Source organism: Paraburkholderia sp. JPY465 (assembly GCF_050436725.1).
GTDB classification, from domain to species: Bacteria; Pseudomonadota; Gammaproteobacteria; order Burkholderiales; family Burkholderiaceae; genus Paraburkholderia; species Paraburkholderia youngii.
The window spans coordinates 895,327-914,805 of the sequence record NZ_JBNDMT010000003.1; the positions used below are offsets into that span (position 1 = coordinate 895,327).

General features: G+C 63.8%; 16 protein-coding genes and 1 tRNA gene. 12 read left to right on the plus strand and 5 right to left on the minus strand.

The features are described 5' to 3' along the window. Positions 1 to 28: 28 nt before the first annotated feature. Together QFZ94_RS18745 and hrpA are read left to right on the plus strand one after the other, a co-directional pair. Positions 29 to 169, plus strand: coding sequence for a hypothetical protein (locus QFZ94_RS18745; protein ID WP_429458725.1), 141 nt, complete (start codon positions 29 to 31; stop codon positions 167 to 169). Continuing rightward, complete coding sequence (hrpA, locus tag QFZ94_RS18750) at positions 166 to 4,527, plus strand: ATP-dependent RNA helicase HrpA (RefSeq protein WP_429458727.1); 4,362 nt, start codon at positions 166 to 168, stop codon at positions 4,525 to 4,527. The genes QFZ94_RS18745 and hrpA overlap by 4 nt, the downstream gene beginning before the upstream one ends. An 83-nt stretch (positions 4,528 to 4,610) precedes the next feature. Here the strand turns inward: hrpA and QFZ94_RS18755 are convergent, their stop codons facing one another. From QFZ94_RS18755 to QFZ94_RS18765, 3 genes are read right to left on the minus strand one after another with little or no spacing between them, the layout of a single operon-like run. Beyond that, positions 4,611 to 4,904, minus strand: coding sequence for a YadA-like family protein (locus QFZ94_RS18755; RefSeq protein ID WP_429461853.1), 294 nt, complete (start codon positions 4,902 to 4,904; stop codon positions 4,611 to 4,613). A gap of 37 nt (positions 4,905 to 4,941) precedes the next feature. After that, the gene (locus QFZ94_RS18760) at positions 4,942 to 5,454 is read right to left on the minus strand and encodes a hypothetical protein (protein ID WP_429458729.1); all 513 of its coding nucleotides are present in this window, start codon (positions 5,452 to 5,454) and stop codon (positions 4,942 to 4,944) included. 10 nt (positions 5,455 to 5,464) lie between these two features. Then, positions 5,465 to 6,157 (minus strand): hypothetical protein, encoded by a 693-nt coding sequence (locus QFZ94_RS18765; protein WP_429458731.1) that lies wholly within the window; start codon positions 6,155 to 6,157, stop codon positions 5,465 to 5,467. A 219-nt stretch (positions 6,158 to 6,376) separates the two neighbouring features. Between QFZ94_RS18765 and QFZ94_RS18770 the strand changes: the two genes are divergently transcribed. The 5 genes from QFZ94_RS18770 to QFZ94_RS18790 all read left to right on the plus strand — a co-directional run bounded on the left by QFZ94_RS18770 (position 6,377) and on the right by QFZ94_RS18790 (position 10,556). After that, positions 6,377 to 6,532 carry a hypothetical protein gene (locus QFZ94_RS18770; RefSeq protein ID WP_429458733.1) on the plus strand — a complete coding sequence of 52 codons (156 nt, stop codon included), beginning with the start codon at positions 6,377 to 6,379 and terminating at the stop codon, positions 6,530 to 6,532. A 25-nt stretch (positions 6,533 to 6,557) separates the two neighbouring features. After that, positions 6,558 to 7,577 (plus strand): beta-propeller fold lactonase family protein, encoded by a 1,020-nt coding sequence (locus tag QFZ94_RS18775; protein WP_429458735.1) that lies wholly within the window; start codon positions 6,558 to 6,560, stop codon positions 7,575 to 7,577. Between the two features lie 82 nt (positions 7,578 to 7,659). Continuing rightward, positions 7,660 to 8,658, plus strand: coding sequence for a sterol desaturase family protein (locus QFZ94_RS18780; protein WP_368586739.1), 999 nt, complete (start codon positions 7,660 to 7,662; stop codon positions 8,656 to 8,658). Between the two features lie 196 nt (positions 8,659 to 8,854). Continuing rightward, positions 8,855 to 9,688: an EI24 domain-containing protein gene (locus QFZ94_RS18785; RefSeq protein WP_368586740.1), complete on the plus strand. Its 834-nt coding sequence runs from the start codon at positions 8,855 to 8,857 to the stop codon at positions 9,686 to 9,688. 19 nt (positions 9,689 to 9,707) lie between these two features. Then, positions 9,708 to 10,556, plus strand: coding sequence for a competence/damage-inducible protein A (locus QFZ94_RS18790; RefSeq protein WP_429458738.1), 849 nt, complete (start codon positions 9,708 to 9,710; stop codon positions 10,554 to 10,556). Positions 10,557 to 10,728: 172 nt separating this feature from the next. On the opposite strand, the gene QFZ94_RS18795 is transcribed toward QFZ94_RS18790, so the two are convergent. Further along, the gene (locus QFZ94_RS18795) at positions 10,729 to 11,193 is read right to left on the minus strand and encodes a rhodanese-like domain-containing protein (RefSeq protein WP_368586742.1); all 465 of its coding nucleotides are present in this window, start codon (positions 11,191 to 11,193) and stop codon (positions 10,729 to 10,731) included. Positions 11,194 to 11,648: 455 nt separating this feature from the next. Between QFZ94_RS18795 and glnA the strand changes: the two genes are divergently transcribed. The 4 genes from glnA to QFZ94_RS18815 all read left to right on the plus strand — a co-directional run bounded on the left by glnA (position 11,649) and on the right by QFZ94_RS18815 (position 18,230). Next, positions 11,649 to 13,064 (plus strand): type I glutamate--ammonia ligase, encoded by a 1,416-nt coding sequence (gene glnA / locus QFZ94_RS18800; RefSeq protein WP_368586743.1) that lies wholly within the window; start codon positions 11,649 to 11,651, stop codon positions 13,062 to 13,064. A gap of 199 nt (positions 13,065 to 13,263) precedes the next feature. Beyond that, a complete protein-coding gene (glnL, locus tag QFZ94_RS18805) occupies positions 13,264 to 14,406 on the plus strand; it encodes a nitrogen regulation protein NR(II) (protein ID WP_018435399.1) in 1,143 nt (380 codons plus the stop codon). A gap of 36 nt (positions 14,407 to 14,442) precedes the next feature. Next, a complete protein-coding gene (gene ntrC / locus QFZ94_RS18810) occupies positions 14,443 to 15,972 on the plus strand; it encodes a nitrogen regulation protein NR(I) (RefSeq protein WP_429458741.1) in 1,530 nt (509 codons plus the stop codon). A 140-nt stretch (positions 15,973 to 16,112) separates the two neighbouring features. Continuing rightward, positions 16,113 to 18,230 (plus strand): prolyl oligopeptidase family serine peptidase, encoded by a 2,118-nt coding sequence (locus QFZ94_RS18815; protein ID WP_429458743.1) that lies wholly within the window; start codon positions 16,113 to 16,115, stop codon positions 18,228 to 18,230. Positions 18,231 to 18,281: 51 nt separating this feature from the next. On the opposite strand, the gene xth is transcribed toward QFZ94_RS18815, so the two are convergent. Then, positions 18,282 to 19,058, minus strand: a complete 777-nt coding sequence (xth, locus tag QFZ94_RS18820; RefSeq protein WP_429458745.1) for an exodeoxyribonuclease III — start codon at positions 19,056 to 19,058, stop codon at positions 18,282 to 18,284. A 259-nt stretch (positions 19,059 to 19,317) separates the two neighbouring features. Between xth and QFZ94_RS18825 the strand changes: the two genes are divergently transcribed. Beyond that, positions 19,318 to 19,394, plus strand: a tRNA-Met gene (locus QFZ94_RS18825). Positions 19,395 to 19,479 lie beyond the last annotated feature (85 nt).

Sequence of the window (19,479 nt, forward strand, 5' to 3'; positions counted from 1 at the left end):
GTGTCGCCGCAAGGTGGCGGTGCAGGTCGTGAAGATCGCGAAGAGCACGCTCGCGAGCGAGGCGCGGCGCGTGATGAACGGCGCGGTGAATCTCGCGCTGAAGCGGGCGAAGCGTCCGGTGCGAAGCGGGGCGGTGGGGCTCGTGGAGAGCAGCGTGGCGCTTCGTTGAGCGAGCAGCTTGGCCAGTTCCGTTCCGCGCTTCATAACGCGACCCGTGAACAGCAGAGCGGTGGGCCGCAAAGCGAGCAACAGGGCGAGCCGCAAAGCGAGCGCCGCAGTACACCTTCGAGCGCGCCTCGCGGTGCGCATGGCCGGCAGGCTCGCGATGAGCGAGCTGGTGCGCAGCAAAGCGGGCAGCGTGGCGATGCCCGCGACGCGCGCTCGGACACACCACGCGTTGAACAGCATCGTGCGCCTCGCAACGAACAGCAAGAGCGCGGACCACGTAATGAGCAACTCGGGTCGACCCGCGGCGAGCAACGTCACGGTTCGCGCGATACGCACTCGCCGGACAAACCATCGGGCGAGCCGCGCAAGGAGCCTCGCGCGCCGCGCGAACCGCGACCGCCGCGGATTGTCGAGCCGAATCCGATTCCACCGATCACGTTTCCCGAGGCACTTCCTGTCTCCGGTCGTCGCGACGAGATTGCGCGGGCGATCGCGCAGAATCAGGTCGTGATCGTGTCGGGCGAAACCGGTTCGGGCAAGACCACGCAGTTGCCGAAAATCTGCCTCACGCTCGGCCGTGGGCTGGGCGCAGGCGGCAATGGTCTGATCGGCCATACGCAGCCGCGCCGGATCGCCGCGTCGGCGACCGGGCGCCGTATCGCCGAGGAACTCGGCACGCCGTTCGGTGAAGTGGTCGGCTACAAGGTGCGCTTCAACGACAACCTCGCGCCAGGCGCTTCGGTCAAGCTGATGACCGACGGCATTCTGCTTGCCGAAACGCAGACCGATCCGCTGCTGAAAGCCTACGACACGCTGATCATCGACGAAGCGCACGAGCGCAGCCTGAACATCGATTTTCTGCTCGGCTACCTGAAGGAGATTCTTCCGAAGCGTCCCGACCTGAAGCTGATCGTGACCTCGGCGACGATCGACGCCGACCGTTTCGCGCGCCACTTCGGCAGCGACGATAAGCCCGCACCGGTGATCGAAGTGAGCGGACGGCTTTATCCGGTCGAGGTGCGTTACCGACCGGTGGTCGAGGACAGCCCGGCGGTCAAGGCGGCGCAAGGGACTACGGGTGTGGCGTCGTCTGGCCGCGAGCGCCCGAAGACGCAGCGTGAGACCGATCGCGATCTGATGGAGGCGATCGTCGAGGCCGTCGACGAACTGTGCCGCGAGGGCCATGGCGATGTGCTGGTGTTCCTGCCCGGCGAGCGCGAGATTCGGGACGCCGCCGAAGCGCTGCGCAAACATCATCCGCCGCATACGGAGATTCTGCCGCTGTTCGCGCGGCTCTCGGCCGCCGAGCAGGAGCGCGTGTTCCGCGCGTCGAACGCGCGTCGCATCGTGCTCGCGACCAACGTCGCCGAAACTTCGCTGACGGTACCCGGCATCCGCTACGTGGTCGACACGGGTCTCGCGCGCGTGAAGCGCTACTCGTATCGCAACAAGGTCGAGCAGTTGCAGGTCGAGTCGATTTCTCAAGCCGCCGCAAATCAGCGAGCGGGGCGTTGCGGCCGGGTTGCCGATGGCATCTGCATTCGTCTGTACGAGGAAAGCGACTTCCAGGGCCGCGCGCGCTTCACCGATCCGGAAATTCTGCGCTCTTCGCTCGCTTCGGTGATTCTGCGCATGAAGTCGCTGCACCTGACGGCGATCGAAACGTTTCCGTTTATCGAGCCGCCTCCGGGCCGAGCGATTTCCGACGGCTACCAGTTGCTCAACGAGCTCGGCGCCGTCGACGACGACAATCACCTGACGCCGCTCGGCCGCGAACTCGCGCGACTGCCGCTCGATCCGCGCGTCGGCCGCATGATCCTCGCCGCGCGCGACCAGCAGGCGCTGAAGGAAGTGCTGATCATCGCGAGCGCGCTGTCGGTGCAGGACCCGCGCGATCGGCCGATCGAGGCGCAGGAGCAGGCCGACCAGGCGCATCGCCGGTTCGCCGACGAGCGCTCCGAATTCCTGCAGTGGCTGAAGATCTGGAACTGGTTCGACGAAGCGATCGCGCACAAGAAATCGAACCGGCAGTTGCAGGACGAGTGCCGCAAGAACTTTCTGTCGCAGTTGCGGCTGCGCGAGTGGCGCGATGTCCATTCGCAACTGCTGACTGTCGTGCGCGAGCACGGCTGGCGCCTGAACGAAGCGGAGGCTACGTTCGAGCAGATCCATCTTGCGCTGCTGACTGGCCTGCTCGGCAACATCGGCCTGAAAGCCGACGATGAGCCGTACTATCTCGGCGCGCGCGGCATCAAGTTCTATTTGTGGCCGGGCTCTGCGCTCGTGAAGAAAGCGGGCAAGTGGGTGATGGCTGCCGAGCTCGTCGAAACCAGCCGGCTTTACGCGCGCTGTATCGCGAAAATCGAACCGGAGTGGGTCGAGAAGGTCGGCGCGCATCTGCTGAAAAAGTCGCTGTCGGAGCCACATTGGGAAAAGCGCGCGGCGCAAGTGTCCGCGTTCGAGCGCGCGATGCTGTACGGCCTGCCGATTTATCACCGGCGGCGCGTCGCATTCGGCAAGCAGGACCCGGCGCGGGCGCGCGAGCTGTTTATTCGCGGTGCGCTTGTCGAAGGGGAGTTCGACACGAAGCTTGCGTTCTTCGCGCACAACCGCAAGCTGCTTGCGGATATCGAACAGCTCGAGCACAAGTCGCGCCGCCAGGACGTGCTGGTCGACGACGAATTGATCTACGCGTTCTACGATCAGGCGCTGCCCGATGGCGTCTATACCGGCGCGTCGTTCGAGCGCTGGTATCGCGACGAAGTCAAAAAGAGCGGCCAGGCGGAGGACAAGCTGCGGCTGTTGTATTTGTCCCGCGACGATCTGATGCGGCACGAAGCGGCAGGTGTCACGACGGATCTGTTCCCGAAGCGGTTGACGATGGCGGGCATCGAGATGGCGCTGACCTATCACTTCGAGCCGGGTACGCCTCGCGACGGCGTAACGCTCGCGGTACCGCTGTATGCGCTGAACCAGGTCGACGCGCGCCGTTGTGAGTGGCTCGTGCCCGGCATGCTGAAAGAAAAGGCGCAGTTGCTGCTGAAGTCGCTGCCGCAGAAGCTGCGTCGGCATTGCGTGCCGCTCCCTGAATACGCGGCGGGCTTCGCCGAACGGCACAGCGCCCAGCGCTTCGGAGCAGGGGGCCTGCTCGAGGCGCTGATCGCCGACGTGCGCGAGCAGACCCAGGTCGCGATGAAGCAGTCCGACTTCAAGCTCGAGACGCTGCCCGCGCATCTGTTCATGAACTTCAAGGTCATCGACGAACATGGCCGGCAGCTCGCAATGGGGCGCAATCTGTCGCAACTGCGCGCCGAGCTCGGCGGTCAGGCGCAGCAGCATTTCCAGAAACTCGTTTCGGGCGCGGCAGGCGCCGCCCTGGCCGATGCGGGCGGCGGCGGTGTCGCGACACCTGGGCGGCCTCCCGATCTGGGTGCGAGTGGCCCGGCGCGCGGCAAAGGCGCGGCCACGCCACAACCCGCGACGCCGGATGGCGCACCAGCCACCGCGCTCTACGAAAACCTGACCACGTGGAATTTCGGCAAGCTGCCCGAGTTGCTCGAAATTCGCCGTGGTGGCCAGACGTTGTTTGGCTACCCGGCGCTAGTGGACCGTGGCACTCATTGCGACGTCGAGGTGTTCGATTCGCCGGAAGAGGCCGCGCGGATTCATCGGGCGGGCCTGCGTCGGCTTTTCGCGCTGCAGTTGAAGGAGCCGATCAAGTATCTGGAGAAGAATCTGCCGGGCCTGCGCGAAATGGCCATGCAGTTCATGCCGCGCGGCACGCAGGAAGAACTGCGCGATCAACTGATCGACACCGCACTCGACCGCGCGTGTCTTCAGGACCCTCTGCCCGACGACGATGCGAGCTTCCATACCCGACGTGACGAAGGGCGTAGCCGCCTCACGTTGCTCGCGCAGGAAATTTCGCGGCTGGTCGGCCAGATCCTCGGCGAGTACGCGAGCCTGACGAAGAAGCTTCTGCAGGCGAAGCCATTCGCGGCCGCGTACACCGATCTGCAGAATCAACTCGATGCGCTGATCGGCAAGCGTTTCGTCGTCGATACGCCGTATGCCCAACTCGCACATTTCCCGCGTTATCTGAAAGGGATGGCGCTGCGTATCGACAAGCTGCGCGCGGACGCCACCCGCGACGCACGGCAGTTCGCCGAATTCCAGCCGCTGCTGCAGCACTATCAGCGGGCGGTGTCGCAGCGCGGCGGCGTCATGGATCCGCGGCTTGCGGAATTCCGCTGGCTGCTCGAGGAGTTGCGCATCTCGCTGTTTGCGCAGGAGCTGCGCACCCCAATGCCGGTTTCGGTGAAGCGCCTGTACAAGGTGTGGGAGTCGATGCAGCGGTAAAGCCAAGCCGCTCGCACGCGGACGCTGGACACCAGCTCTGCATGGCGGCCGGGCTTTGCCCAACTCGATCGCCCGAGCTGATTTCACCAATGCATCCCCGCGCCGATCGATGCGCCGAACTGGCCGCGCGAGCCGGTGCTGCGTTGGGCCTTGTAGATCCATTTGCCGGTGTCCGACAACCGCGGCACGTTAATCGCGAGCGCGGATTGACCGCCGTGCGTGCCGCCCGCCGTCGCGACCATGCCGTGTCCGGGCAGGACCGCTTGCGGCAAACCTGCCATCGCGAGCGCCGATGCCGTGCCCCCATAGCTGTCCCGGCGGGCGGAACGGATCTGGTCGTCGGTATGGCGATTCGCCGCGCTGATCGCGCCGCTCATGCTTTGCTGCAACTGATTGACGTTGACCGCGTCGGAGTCAGCGGTGCCAGCCGCGACGTTGGTGATCTGGCGCTCGTTGCCCGACCGATACGGTCCCCGCGCGATCGGCAATCGAGCCCTGACCGAGCGCGACGGAGTTTGCGGCTAGCGCGCTCGAGTGATAGCCGAGCGAAGGTGCGTTGTCGGCGGCTGCGCTGGCGGAGCCGAGCGCGAGGGTGCCGTCGCCGTTTGCCGTCGCGCTGGCCCCGAGCGCCGTGGCCCCGGAGCCGTAGGCCGACGCTGACGCGCCCAGCGAGGTCGCGCCGGCAGTGCCGGCGACCGCGCCCGCGCCGATCGCGGTCGGGTCGGTTGCGCTCGCGCTGGCGCTCGTGCCGAATGCGCTTGCGTTGGCGCCCATGGGGCTAGCGTTGCTGCCCGCGGCGAGCGTGTGCGTGCCTTCTGCGAGCGCGTCGTTGGAGCCGTCGGCCGGGTCGGCAGCGCTGAGGTAATGCAGCGCGCTGCTTTCAGCGAGTGCATCGACCTTGTTGCCGACCGCGCTCAACTGGCTCACGTTGACCGCGTCAGTGCGCGCAGCGCCCGCGGCGACGTTGGTCAGGCACTGCGACCGAGTCGAGGCCGAGCGCCGACGTGTTCAGACCGACCGCGGTCGCGCGTTCCGCCTGCGCATTCGCATAGGGCCCAAAGGCGCTGGCGCCTTCCCCTTGTGCCGAAGAGGAGAGACCCATGGCGACTGCGCTGTCGCCCTGTGCCGTGGCGCCTGCCCCTACCGCGAGCGCGCAGTCGTTTTGCGCGTTCGCCTGCGAGCCGATCGCCAGCGATGAGTTGCCGCTCGCGATGGCCTGTGCGCCTATTGCGGCAGCGGCGTCGCCGGGCGCGCTGGCCGTGCCTAGCTCGACCGAATCGACGCCGGCGCCGTTCGCTTCCGTGACGTAAACGGCCGCCGCTATGGCAACACCCGCAGTACGTCGAACTGCCCGGGCGATGGTTGGCTGGCGCGCGGAAGCACGATGTGTTTGCAGGCAGGCAGTTTGCGGCGCTGCGACTTTTCTTTGAGATGTGGTACGGCCAATTATCGAAATGTCCTTGTTTATCAATTTAAAACCCTCCGCATAATTGTAGTTTGTGGCGTGTAGTGCGTAATTCGGGATTGGCGTGACGTTATTGCTCACGTAAGTTGAAAATCTCGAAAATAAAAAGGGCTTGCGTCCTTTGGCGGGCGCGCGTCGTCCCCGCGTTCCACGCACGGCTTTCATGGGTGAGGCACTGGGGGCCACGCGTAAGAAGAATTCTCTGATGTCCCCGCGGAACTCAGATATCAGCGAACTCCGAAATTCAATTGGGCTAAAAAATATATTAATACAGGTAGATTTTTATTCGCGAGAAAAAATGGAATATTCCTATTGTTTTGGTTATTGCTTTAGGCGATATTAGCGTGTGGCCGATGCATGATTGATTCTGACAAGGAGAGCACATTGATTCATTACTCGAAAACCCGCGGCGCGAGCATCGAACGGGACGTGTCAGACGAACTCTCCGGCGCGCGGCCGCACTTCATCGCTTCCGTCATTTTTCGCGCGCCGCCCGGTGACTTACGTCAACCGCTGGGACCGGCAAACGTTCTACAATGACCGTTGTTCTCCGAAGCGAGTTTTCATGCGTAAATTTCTTCTTCCCGGCTTGACTGCCACGTTCGCCGCAACCGCGGTGCTGGTCGCCGCCGCAGGCCTTTTTTCTCCGGCGGCGCACGCCAACAACGTGATCGTGCTCAATTCCGGTGAGGCCACGCTGAGCCTGATCGACGAGAGCAGCCGCCAGGTCATCGGCACCGTGCCCACGGGCAAGGAACCGCATCACCTGATGGTCACACCGGACAATTCCTCGCTGATCGTCGCCAATTCGGTGTCGAACAACCTGATGTTCGTCGATCCGAAAACCGGGCAGTTGCAGCGCTGGGTCGAGAACATCGAAGATCCCTATCAGATCGGTTTCTCGCCGGATCGCAAGTGGCTCGTCACTACGGGCCTGCGGCTCGACCGCCTCGACATCTACCACTACGACAACCAGAAAAACCAGATGACGCTGGCTTCACGGCTGCCGCTCGCGGTGATGCCGAGCCATATGGCGTTCACGAATGACAGCAAGACGGTGTTCGTTTCGCTGCAGATCTCGGGCGAACTCGCCGCCATCGACCTGTCCACGCAAACCGTCAAATGGAAGATGAAGGTCGGCAAGGTGCCCGCGGGCCTGTGGATGACGCCGGGCGAAAAGTACCTGCTCGTCGGCATGACCGGCGAGGACTACGTCGCCGTCGTGGATTGGCGCAACCAGAAGATCGTCAAGACGATTCACACGGGCAAGGGCGCCCACAACTTCCGCTCGCTCGCCGACGGCAAGCATGTCGCGGTGTCGAACCGCGTGGCTAGCACGATCAGCATCATCGACGAAGACACGCTCACCAACGTCGGCGACATCACCGGCCTGATGCCGGGACCGGACGACATGGAACTTTCCGCCGACAAGCGCTATCTGTGGGTGACCTTCCGCTTCGCGAAGCACATTGGCATCATCGATCTCAACACGCGCAAGCTGATCCAGACGATTGCGGTGGGCCGCTCGCCGCATGGCATCTATTTCTTCAACCGCGCGCCGGTCACGGCGCCGAACGGTGCTTGAGGGATTTCACGGTGTGCGTGACGGCAACGCAGCAGAGCCCGGGCGCCACGAGCCATCAAGGATGAAGTAACAGGCCAGGATCATGTTCCATCTGATTTTCTCCACACTCGACAGCTTCGTTTCAGCCACCCAGACGTGGCTGTACGTCGACGTGGTACAGCCGCTGCTGTTCCGGTTCAATCTGATGGACTACGACGAGGACACCTACGATAGCCTGTACTGGGTCATCGTCGGTGTGCTCGAGGTGCTCGCGATGTACGCGATCCTGCGTCCGCTCGAGGCGCTGCGCCCGGTCGAGCAATGGGAGAACCGCAAGGCAGTGCGCGTCGACGTGCTGTACACGTGGATCGCCAAGCTCGGCATTCTGAACCTGTTCTTTTTCTTCGCACTGCAGCCATTTTTTGACAACGTGCAAGGCTGGCTCAGGCTTCACGGCATCGCGAACCTGAACTTCGACAACCTGTGGCCTGGCGTGACCACGCAGCCGCTCGTCACATTCGTCATGTATCTGCTCGTGCTCGATTTCGCCGGCTACTGGTATCACCGCGGGCAGCACCGCTTCGGCGTGTGGTGGGAACTGCATGCGGTACACCATAGTCAGCGGCAGATGTCGCTGTGGTCCGACGATCGTAATCATCTGCTCGACGATTTGCTGCAGGCGTCGTTCTTCGCGGTGATCTCGCTCGCGATCGGTGTTCCGCCGTCGCAGTTCGTCGTGCTGGTCGCGATCACGAACCTTGCGCAAAGCGTGCAGCACGCGAACATCCGCCTGTATTACGGCTGGCTCGGCGAGCGGCTGCTCGTTAGTCCGGCATTCCATCGCCGTCATCATGCGATCGGCTTAGGTCATGAAGGGCTCAAGTACGGCTGCAATTTCGGCGTGCTGTTCCCTTGGTGGGACATGCTGTTCCGCAGCGCGTCGTGGAGCCGCGACATGGAGCCGACCGGTATCAGCGATCAGCTCGAAGGCCGGCGCTATGGCGACGGCTTCTGGGCGCAGCACTGGTTCGCCTTCGTGCGCATCGCGCATCGCCTCGCATCGAAGCGCCGTGCAACCGGCAACGACACCGCTGCCGTTTGAGTCCATTCAGAGTTCATTCCGAGCTCATTGCGGATCCTCTCGAGCACGCACTGCGCCGCAACGCCCACTTCCGCCGGCGGCGGGTCCGTTGGTTTATGCTGTGCACGTTCGTGCGCACCTCCGGTGCCCCAGCATGCCAGGCCGGCGCGCGGCGCGTTTTTCCTGTCCATCGTTTCGTTCGCAGGCATTGGCTCGCATGAATGATCTGTTGCGCTCGTTTGGGCGTGCACTCGCAAGCGCGTTGCATCCGCGCATGCTCTGGCTGACCTTCAAACCGTTTATCGTTGCGACGGTCGGTTGGGGCTTACTCCTGTGGTTCTTCTGGCAGACGCTGACCGGCGCGACCCGCATCTGGCTCGACGACTGGTCTTTCACCGCCACGCTTTATCATCTGTTCGACGTGCTCGGTTTTTCGACGCTGCACGCGGTCATCGCGCCGTTCATCGTGATTGCAATGGCGATCCCGTTGATCGTCGTCACCGTGCTGCTGCTGATCGCCATGCTGTCGATGCCGGCCGTGATCCGCTTTCTCGCGGCGCGCCAGTTCGCCGGGCTTGAGATACGCCGCGGCGGAACATGGTACGGTAGCCTCGGTCAGGCGCTCTGGACCACGCTGCTGTGTCTCGTGCTGTTGATCGTCACGTTGCCGCTGTGGCTCGTACCGCCGTTCTTCGCGCTGATTCCGCCGCTGCTGTGGGGCTGGCTCACATATCGGGTGATGACATACGACGCGCTCGCGTTGCATGCGACACGCGATGAGCGGCGCGAACTCGTGCGGCGCCACCGGTTGCCGCTGCTGCTGATCGGGGTCGTGAGCGGCCTGCTAGGTTCGCTGCCGACACTGCTGTGGGCGTCGTCGGTATGGCTGATCGTGCTGTTCCCGGTCATCACCACGGTGACGATCTGGATTTACGCGTTCATCCTCGTGTTCTCGGCGCTATGGTTCGGCAACTACTGCCTGCGCGCGCTGCAGCGTATGCGGGCGGAAGCGTCTGGCGGCGCGCGCGAGGTCGCGCCGGTTCCCTATTGATCAAACGAAAGAGGCGGCAATGGCATTTGGCGTCATCATCATCGGCGATGAAATCCTGTCGGGCAGGCGCGTCGACAAGCATCTACCGAAGGTCATCGAATTGCTCCGCGCGCGCGGGCTGTCGCTCGGCTGGGCGGAGTACATCGGCGACGATCCGGAGCGCATCACGGCGACGCTGCGTCGGACATTCGCGTCGGGCGACATCGTTTTCTCGACGGGCGGCATCGGCGCGACACCTGACGACCACACGCGCCAGTGCGCGGCGGCCGCGCTCGGCGTGCCGCTCGAACTGCATCCGGAGGCCGCGAAGCTGATCCAGGAGCGCATTCGCGACATGTATCCGGCGACTTCAACGACGCCGCTCGATCTGAACTCGCCCGAGAACCGGCATCGCCTGAACATGGGCACGTACCCGCAAGGCGCCGACATCATTCCGAACGGCTACAACAAGATTCCGGGCTTCTCGATCCGCCAGCACCATTTCGTGCCGGGTTTCCCGGTGATGGCCTGGCCGATGATCGAGTGGGTGCTCGACACGCAGTACGCGCATCTGCATCACACCACGCCGCACGCTGAAAAGTCGCTGCTGGTGTTCGAGCTGCCGGAGTCGCGCGTGACGCCGCTGATGGAGAAAATCGAGCGCGATTTTCCGGGCGTGCGGGTGTTCAGCCTGCCGAGCGTCGGGGATGCGGAGCGCGGCGGTGTGTATGCGCGGCATCACATCGATCTCGGTGTGAAGGGTGAGCCGGAGGCCGTCGCCGCCGCGTTCGTGAAGCTGCGCGAAGGGGTGCATCTGCTCGGTGGCGATATCGTCGAGCCGGAAGTCGCGGCAGCGGCGGCAGCCGCCACGGGCAAGCCGCGAAACTGAGCGGATGGCAGCGGTTCGCGCAGGAGGATTGGCGCGAGCCGCGACATCGCAGTGTCACAACCCGCGCCGACGATGCAATCAATACGTGGTCGGCGCGTCCCCTTTGCGATTAGCCTGCCTCAGCCTCGCGCGACGGGGCTTGCGCATGTGAGGGCAGTGCGTCGCCTCGCCATCAGGCGCCGATCCACGGCAAGCCGCGAAAACACCATCCCGACACCGTCTTCCGATGCCCCTGGCCGTCCTTGTCGCCTTCGAAGCCTTCCAGCAGGTCGTACGCCTTCGTGAAGCCGGCCTTGGTCGCGGCGATCGCGGCGAGCTTCGAGCGCGCGGCGCTGCGGCACAGGAACAGCACCGGCGTGTCGGGCGAGGCGACCTGCGCGAGTTGTTGCATGAACTCCTGATTGGGCACTGCACCCGGATAGCGCGTCCATTCGACGTGCGCGTATTGACCATCGCCGATCACCGGCCGGCCGACCCAGTCGAGTTCGGCGCGGGTACGCACGTCGACGAGACGCGTGCGCGGATCGAGTTCCAGCAGTTCGAACGCCTCGGCCGGCGATACCGCGCCCGCGTAGGGCAGTTGGTTCTCGGCGCGACGGGCGTCCGCCTTCGCGTAAAGCTGTTCGAGCGTGCTCATGAGCGTCAATCTCCTTCGGACCAAATGATCATTCTAGCGCGCGGCAGGCACCGCGCAGACGTGTGTAGACTGGGCGTCGTCGGGCCATCGGCGGGCGCCGCCCCAAACTTGATGCGCAAATATGGTGCACTTTCGTTCGAATGCACCAAAATGGAAGATAACGCGATTTCCAAACCTGTGAATGCACGAAATTGGTGCGTGAGGATGCTCAGGCATTGCTTCGTGACGCCGCTCGCGCTCCGCGCGTAGCCCGCAAACGCAAGCGCAGTAACGATGTGCGCCGCATTGGCTCATACTGGGCTGAAAGATGGCACGCTATCTGCTTTATTGGTGCCGATCGATTTGTCCCGCAGAATTTTCCGCCTGCGACGCCGTATAGGTGGACGTTCCGGGACGGGTCAGCTAGATTGGGCGGCGGCAGAAATCCGCCGAAATTGTTAATCAGGAGATAGGTTATGAGTAAATCCGTGGCCGACGTCGTTCAACTCGTCAAAGACGAAGACGTCAAGTTTGTCGACTTCCGCTTCACCGACACGCGCGGCAAAGAGCAACACGTTTCGGTGCCGGTGTCGGCATTCGATGAAGACAAGTTCGAAAGCGGCCATGCGTTTGACGGTTCGTCGATTGCCGGCTGGAAGGGCATCGAAGCATCGGACATGTTGCTGGTCCCGGACGCGAACACGGCGTTCATCGACCCGTTCTTCGAAGAATCGACCCTCGTGCTGACCTGCGACGTCGTCGAACCGGCTGACGGCAAGGGCTATGAGCGCGACCCGCGCTCGCTCGCGAAGCGCGCCGAAGCGTACCTGAAGAGCTCGGGCCTCGGGGACACCGCGTACTTCGGTCCGGAGCCGGAATTCTTCATTTTCGACTCGGTCCAGTGGAACACGGACCAGTCGGGCTGCTTCATCAAGATCGGTTCGGAAGAAGCGCCGTGGTCGTCGGCGAAGGAATTCGAAGGCGGCAACACCGGCCACCGTCCGGGCACCAAGGGCGGCTACTTCCCGGTCGCGCCGGTCGACACGTTCCAGGACATCCGCTCGGAAATGTGTCTGCTGCTCGAACAGATCGGCATTCCGGTCGAAGTGCACCACCACGAAGTGGCGGGTCAGGGCCAGAACGAAATCGGCACCAAGTTCTCGACGCTCGTGCAGCGCGCGGACTGGCTGCAGCAGATGAAGTACATCATCCACAACGTCGCGCACACGTATGGCAAAACGGCGACGTTCATGCCGAAGCCGGTCGTCGGCGATAACGGCTCGGGCATGCACGTTCACCAGTCGATCTGGAAGGACGGCCAGAACCTGTTCGCAGGCAATGGTTACGCAGGTCTGTCGGAATTCGCGCTGTTCTACATCGGCGGCATCATCAAGCACGCTCGCGCGCTGAACGCGATCACGAACCCGGGTACGAACTCGTACAAGCGTCTCGTGCCGCACTTCGAAGCGCCGGTCAAGCTGGCTTACTCGGCTCGCAACCGCTCGGCATCGATCCGTATTCCGCACGTGTCGAACCCGAAGGGCCGCCGTATCGAAACGCGCTTCCCGGATCCGCTGGCGAATCCGTACCTGTGCTTCTCCGCGCTGATGATGGCGGGTCTGGACGGCGTGCAGAACAAGATTCACCCGGGTGAAGCCGCTGACAAGAACCTGTACGACCTGCCGCCGGAAGAGGATGCAAAGATCCCGACCGTGTGCGCCGGCCTCGACCAGGCTCTCGACGCACTCGACGCGGACCGCGAGTTCCTGACGCGCGGTGGCGTGTTCACGGATTCGATGCTCGACGCGTACATCGAACTGAAGACGGGCGAGCTGCAACGCTATCGTCAGTCGGTGCACCCAATCGAATTCGAAATGTACTACTCGCTGTAAGCGGCGATGGCGCTTCGCCCTTCACGCGGCGAAGCGCTTTGCCCGACGCTCGCGATCGGTCACGAAGGGACGGCGGCGCCGTCCCTTTTTCGTTAGACCGTACGCACGGCCGGCCGCGCGCGGGCGACATGCAATTCGACGAATCACCAACAGCCCGCACTCCTGAATTACCACCATCTCCTACCGGCCACACTGCAAGATGGTTCTCAAGAATCTGATCAAGGCAAGGAAAGGACACGAACAGACGCTGTCGGATGACGTGCAGCTCGTGAGTTCTGGCTTGCTGCCAGGCTTCGAGGCGTTGCCGACCGTCGTGCTGGTGCTCGAGAAGCGCACGCTGCGCGTCGCGTTCGCGAATCCGTCGGCGGAATCGATGCTGGAGATGTCGCGCAAGCAACTCACGCAGATGGCGTGGCCGGACATCTTCTCGAATGCGGACGAACTGGTCGCGACGATCACCGCGATCGCCGCACACCGTTTTCACGCGACGCATCTGGACGCCGTGCTCGAGCGTCCCGGCCACGAGCCGCTGCACGTGCATGCGATCGTCGGCTTTCTGGAAAGCGCGCAGGACTACGTGTTGCTCGAACTGTTCGAGAACGAGCGGCATCTGCGCACCGACCGCGAAGAGCGCATCAACGACCTGACGGCCGTCAACAAGCATCTGATCCGCAATCTCGCGCACGAAATCAAGAATCCGCTCGGCGGTATTCGCGGCGCCGCGCAGTTGCTCGAATTCGAACTCGGCGAGCGTCAGCGCGACGAGTTGCGCGAGTACACCCAGGTCATCATCAAGGAATCGGACCGCCTGCAGACGCTGGTCGACCGCCTGCTCGAACCGCACCGTCATCCGCATATCGTCGGCGACGTGAATATTCACGAGGTGTGCGAGCGCGTGCGTCAGGTGATTCTCGCGGAATTTCCGCGCGGCCTGACGATCGAGCGCGACTACGACGTCAGCGTGCCGGATCTGCGCGGCGACAAGGAGCAGCTGATCCAGGCGCTGCTGAACATCGTGCGCAACGCGGCCGAGGCATTGCGCGAACGGATCTCGCAGGGCGATGCGCGCATCGAGTTGCGCACGCGCATCGCGCGCAAGGTCACGATTTCAAAACGCCTGTGCAAGCTGGCATTGGACTTGCATATCGTCGACAACGGCCCAGGCATTCCCGAAGAGATTCGCGACCGCATTTTCTATCCGCTCGTATCGGGGCGCGAGGATGGCAGCGGTCTCGGTCTAACGCTTGCGCAGACCTTCGTGCAGCAGCACGAAGGTCTGATCGAGGTGGACAGCCGGCCGGGCCATACCGAGTTTCAGATTCTGCTGCCGCTCGACCTCTAGCTACCACAAGCACCTCAAGACTTCTGACCGAACTATATGAAGCCGATCTGGATAGTAGACGACGATCAATCAATTCGCTGGGTGCTCGAGAAAGCGCTGGCGCGCGAGAACTTCGCGACGCGCAGCTTCGCGAACGTGCGCGAAGCGTCGGCCGCGCTCGATCACGACAGCCCGCAGGTGCTGGTCTCCGATATCCGCATGCCCGGCGGCTCCGGGCTCGAGTTGCTGCAAACCGTCCGCGACAAGGTGCCGGGCTTGCCGGTCATCATCATGACCGCGTTCTCGGATCTCGATAGCGCGGTCGCCACATTCCAGGGCGGTGCGTTCGAGTATCTGGCGAAGCCGTTCGACATCGACAAGGCCGTCGAGCTGATTCGCCGCGCGGTCGACGAAAGCATGCGCGGCGAGCAGACATGGGACGAACGCGTCGCCGAAGCGCCCGAGATGCTCGGCCAGGCACCCGCGATGCAGGACATGTTTCGCGCGATCGGTCGCCTGTCGCATTCGGCGGCCACCGTGCTCATTACCGGCGAATCAGGCACCGGGAAGGAACTGGTCGCGCGTGCGCTGCACCGACATAGCCCACGCGCGAACGGCCCATTCATCGCGTTGAACACGGCCGCGATTCCGAAGGATCTGCTGGAGTCCGAGCTGTTCGGTCATGAGCGCGGGGCGTTCACCGGCGCGCAGGCGATGCGCCAGGGGCGCTTCGAGCAGGCCGAGAACGGCACGCTGTTTCTGGACGAAATCGGCGACATGCCGTTCGATCTGCAGACGCGCCTGTTGCGCGTGCTGTCGGACGGACAGTTCTATCGCGTCGGCGGCCACAATCCGCTGCGCGCCAATGTGCGCGTGATCGCGGCGACGCACCAGAACCTCGAAGCGCGCGTGCGGCAGGGTTTGTTTCGCGAGGACTTGTACCACCGTTTGAACGTGATCCGCTTGCGCTTGCCCGCATTGCGCGAGCGCAGCGAGGACATTCCTCTGTTGACGCGGCATTTCCTGCAGAAGAGCGCGCGCGATCTCGGCGTCGAACCGAAGCGCGTGTCCGACGAGGCGCTCGCGTATCTGGCGTCGCTGCCGTTTCCGGGCAACGTGCGACAACTCGAGAATCTCGCGAACTGGCTCACGGTGATGGCGCCCGCGCAGACGATCGAGATCAAGGATCTGCCGCCCGATCTCGGTCCCGCGCACGGCGGCGGGAGCGAGCCCGGTGCGGGCGCCGCCGCGGGTGCGACGACGGATGGCGCCGTCGCGACCAATGGGGGATTCACGGTCGGTGCGCCGCTCGCTGGCGCGAACGCCAGCACGCTCGTCCATCCGGTCGGTGCGTCGGTCGCCACCGCGCTGAGCGCATGGGAAGGCGGCTTGCGCACCGAGGTCGCGCGCATGCTGCGAGAGAACGCGGCCGACGTGATGGACGAACTCGCGCGCCGCTTCGAAGCGGCCGTGATCCGAGAGGCGCTCGACTTCACGCGCGGCCGCAAGGTCGAGGCTGCCGAGCGGCTCGGTATCGGGCGCAATACGATTACGCGCAAGATTCAGGAGCTCAATCTCGAGCCTTGATGCGGTCGTATTCAGCGATCCTGCATCGCAGGCGAGGGCGGCTCCGGCCGCCTTCGTCGTTTTTGCAGCGCGCGTCGCGGCAAACCGGCAACTACCGTGCACGAGGCATAATCAACGCTGTTCCGATCCGACAGCTAACGATGCCAGCTTCTCCCGCTTCTCCCGCCCCGTTCGAGTGGCCGCTTTCCCCCGATCCTTTCCTGTCGCTCGAAGAGCTGTACGACACCGACGCACTCGCATGGGTCGACGCGCAAAATGCGCGCACCCGCGCGGCGTGGTGCAGCGGCGCGTCGTTCGACGCGCTCAGACGCCGGCTCGCTGATGCGTATCTGCCGCGCGAGCGTCCGGTGATTCCGGATCGCTGGAAGGACTGGGCCTACGATCTGTGGCAGGACGCGAGCAATCCGCGCGGCATCTGGCGACGCACCGCGTGGACCGCATGGCGCGCCGGCGCGCCGGTCTGGCAGAACCTGCTCGACTTCGACGCGCTCGGCGCGGCCGAAGGCACGCCGTGGGTGTGCGTCGATCTCGACATCCTTTATCCGGACGGCGACCGCGCGCTGATCACGATGTCGCCGGGCGGCTCGGACGCGCTCGTCGTGCGCGAGTTCGATCTCGACGCGGGGCGTTTCGTCGATGATGGTTTCGCGATTGCGAAGGCGGGCAAGCACACGGTGTCGTGGATCGATCGCGATACGCTGTACGTCGGCTGGGACAACGGGCGCAAGACGCTGACGCGTTCCGGTTATCCACGCGACGTGCGGCGCTGGACCCGCGGCACCGCGCTCGCCGACGCGCCGATCGTGTTTCGCGGCGAGTTTGACGACATCGGCGTGGAGGCGAATTACGATCCGGTCGATCGCCGGCATACGGTGACGAGCAGCGTCGACTTTTTCGATTCGCACACCTATTACCTCGACCATGCCAGCGATGCCTGGCATCGTTATGAAGTGCCGTCGCATGTCGCGGTGGGGGCGTGGCAGGGCTGGCTGCTGCTCGAGCTACGGCTCGACTGGGACTGCGAGTGGGACGGCAATCGCGCGCGCTATCCTGGCGGCGCGCTGCTCGCGATTCGCGAGGACGCGTTTTTGCGCGGCGAGCGCGACGTGACGCCGCTTTTCACGCCGACGCCGCTGACCTCGGCCTGCGAGTGGTCGCATACGCGCCATCATCTGATCGTGTCGTACCTCGACGACGTACGCGGCAAGACGCTGATCTGGACGCTGTCGCAACGCGAGGACGGCACGTGGCACTGGCGCGAGCGCGTGTTCGCGTCGCGCGGCGATGCGCAAGTGGACGTGTCGCCGGTCGAGTCGACGCTTAACGACGAAGTGTTCGTCGACACCGACGATTATCTGCAACCGCCCGCCTACTGGCTCTCCGATCTCGCGCGCGACGAGCCCGGCGAATGGGAGTTGCTCGACCGTTGGCCGACGCAGTTCGACGCGACGAGCGTTGCCGTGACGCGTGGACATGCGGTATCGGCCGATGGCACGCGCATACCGTACACGGTGGTTGGGCCGAAGGAAGCATCGTCATCGCTGGGCGATCGACAACCGACGCGTCCGTGTCTGCTGAGCGGCTACGGTGGTTTCGCGATTCCGCTGCTGCCGAGCTATTTGACGGGGCAGGGTATCGGCTGGCTCGAACGCGGCGGCGTGTACGTGGTCGCGCATATCCGCGGCGGTGGCGAGTTCGGCACGCGCTGGCACACGGCGGCGCAGGGAGAACATCGCCAGCGCGCGTTCGATGATTTCATCGCGGTCGCCGAAGCGCTGATCGCGAGCGGCGTGACGAGCGCCGCGAAGCTCGGCATTCAGGGCGGCAGCAACGGCGGTCTGCTGGTGGCCGCCTGCATGGTGCAGCGGCCGGAGCTATTCGGCGCGGTCGTGTGCGAGGTGCCGTTGCTCGATATGAGCCGCTATCACCTCCTGCACGCGGGAGCGTCGTGGATCGACGAGTACGGCGACCCGGACGAACCCGATGAAGCGCGCGCGCTCGCCGCGTATTCGCCGTATCACAACCTCGCGGCGGGCGTCGCGTATCCGCCGGTGCTATTCATGACGTCGACCGCCGACGATCGCGTGCATCCCGGCCACGCGCGCAAGATGGCGGCGCGCATGCAGGCGCTGGGCGCGCAGAACGTGTGGTACCGGGAGAATACGGAAGGCGGACACGGCGGCTCCGATGAGCTGGAGCAGGCCGAGCATGATGCGATGGTGTTCGAGTTCTTGTGGGGTGTGCTGGGCGGCGCTTGAAGCGCCAGGAAAGCGAGGCCGCACTGCCTCGCTTCGTGGCTGTGTTCCGGATCAACCGAGCTGCGCGAACACCGGCGCGTGATCCGACGGCTGATCCCATTTGCGCGGCACCTTGTCGATGTCGCACGCCTTGCAGATGTCGGACAGCGCCTTCGACAGCAGGATGTGATCGATGCGCAGCCCCGCGTTGCGACGGAACGCCATCATCCGGTAGTCCCACCACGAATAGATCTTTTCCTGCTGCTCGAACTGGCGGAACGCGTCGAGCAGACCGAGGCCGATCAGCCGCACGAACGCCGCGCGCTCTTCGGGTGACACCAGATTCTGACCTTCCCATGCCTTGGGGTCGTGCACATCGCGATCTTCGGGTGCGATGTTGTAGTCGCCGAGCAGCGCGAGCTTCGGATGCAGTGTCATCTCGGCTGCCAGCCAGTCGTGCAGCGCGTCGAGCCAGCGCAGCTTGTATGCGAACTTGTCGGTGCCGGGTGCCTGACCGTTGGGGAAGTACGCGGAGATGATGCGCACGCCGTCGATGGTCGCCGCGATCACGCGCTGCTGCGGATCCTCGAAACCGGGGATGTTGCGCACGATGCTGGTTTCGTCGACGTTCAATCCTTCGCGCACCAGAATGCCGACACCGTTATAGGTTTTCTGACCCGCGTACCAGCTTCGATAGCCGACCGCCTCGAGTTCGGCGCGCGGAAACTTTTCGTCGGGGAGCTTCAGTTCCTGCAGGCACAGCACGTCGGTGCCGCTGCTCGCGAGCCAGTCGATGACGTGCTGCTGGCGGACTTTGAGGGAGTTGACGTTCCAGGTGGCGATTTTCACGAAAATATCCGATGCGTGCGTGATGAGAGCAAGGCGATTATAGCGGGGGCCTCGCCGGTCAAAGTCGGCGACATTCTACTTGCTGGGTGCGTCGCGTCTCGCGTGGAATGCGAGGCTGGCTCGCGTGTCTTGCGCTTACGGCGCAAGCTCATGTGTGTTCATCGAGGCTCGGGTTTCATGGCGACGACGTCGTTCGAGAAATGTTCCGCGCTTAAGTTTGACGTTTTGCTAGCAAGCTTATATAATCTTTTTTCTCTGACGCGGGGTGGAGCAGTCTGGCAGCTCGTCGGGCTCATAACCCGAAGGTCGTAGGTTCAAATCCTACCCCCGCAACCAAGCTTTGTTGAAAGCCCGCATCGCGCAAGCCATGCGGGCTTTTTGACTTTCAGCGCTTCATTTTGCTTTGTGCCGCTCGCTGCAT

Excerpts from the sequence above, each read along its gene's own strand:
- QFZ94_RS18755 (WP_429461853.1), bottom strand. The coding sequence starts at position 4,904 with ATGAGCGGCGCGATCAGCGCGGCGAATCGCCATACCGACGACCAGATC.
- QFZ94_RS18765 (WP_429458731.1), bottom strand. The coding sequence starts at position 6,157 with ATGAAAGCCGTGCGTGGAACGCGGGGACGACGCGCGCCCGCCAAAGGA.
- QFZ94_RS18775 (WP_429458735.1), top strand. The coding sequence starts at position 6,558 with ATGCGTAAATTTCTTCTTCCCGGCTTGACTGCCACGTTCGCCGCAACC.
- QFZ94_RS18780 (WP_368586739.1), top strand. The coding sequence starts at position 7,660 with ATGTTCCATCTGATTTTCTCCACACTCGACAGCTTCGTTTCAGCCACC.
- QFZ94_RS18785 (WP_368586740.1), top strand. The coding sequence starts at position 8,855 with ATGAATGATCTGTTGCGCTCGTTTGGGCGTGCACTCGCAAGCGCGTTG.
- QFZ94_RS18790 (WP_429458738.1), top strand. The coding sequence starts at position 9,708 with ATGGCATTTGGCGTCATCATCATCGGCGATGAAATCCTGTCGGGCAGG.
- QFZ94_RS18795 (WP_368586742.1), bottom strand. The coding sequence starts at position 11,193 with ATGAGCACGCTCGAACAGCTTTACGCGAAGGCGGACGCCCGTCGCGCC.
- glnA (WP_368586743.1), top strand. The coding sequence starts at position 11,649 with ATGAGTAAATCCGTGGCCGACGTCGTTCAACTCGTCAAAGACGAAGAC.
- glnL (WP_018435399.1), top strand. The coding sequence starts at position 13,264 with ATGGTTCTCAAGAATCTGATCAAGGCAAGGAAAGGACACGAACAGACG.
- ntrC (WP_429458741.1), top strand. The coding sequence starts at position 14,443 with ATGAAGCCGATCTGGATAGTAGACGACGATCAATCAATTCGCTGGGTG.
- QFZ94_RS18815 (WP_429458743.1), top strand. The coding sequence starts at position 16,113 with ATGCCAGCTTCTCCCGCTTCTCCCGCCCCGTTCGAGTGGCCGCTTTCC.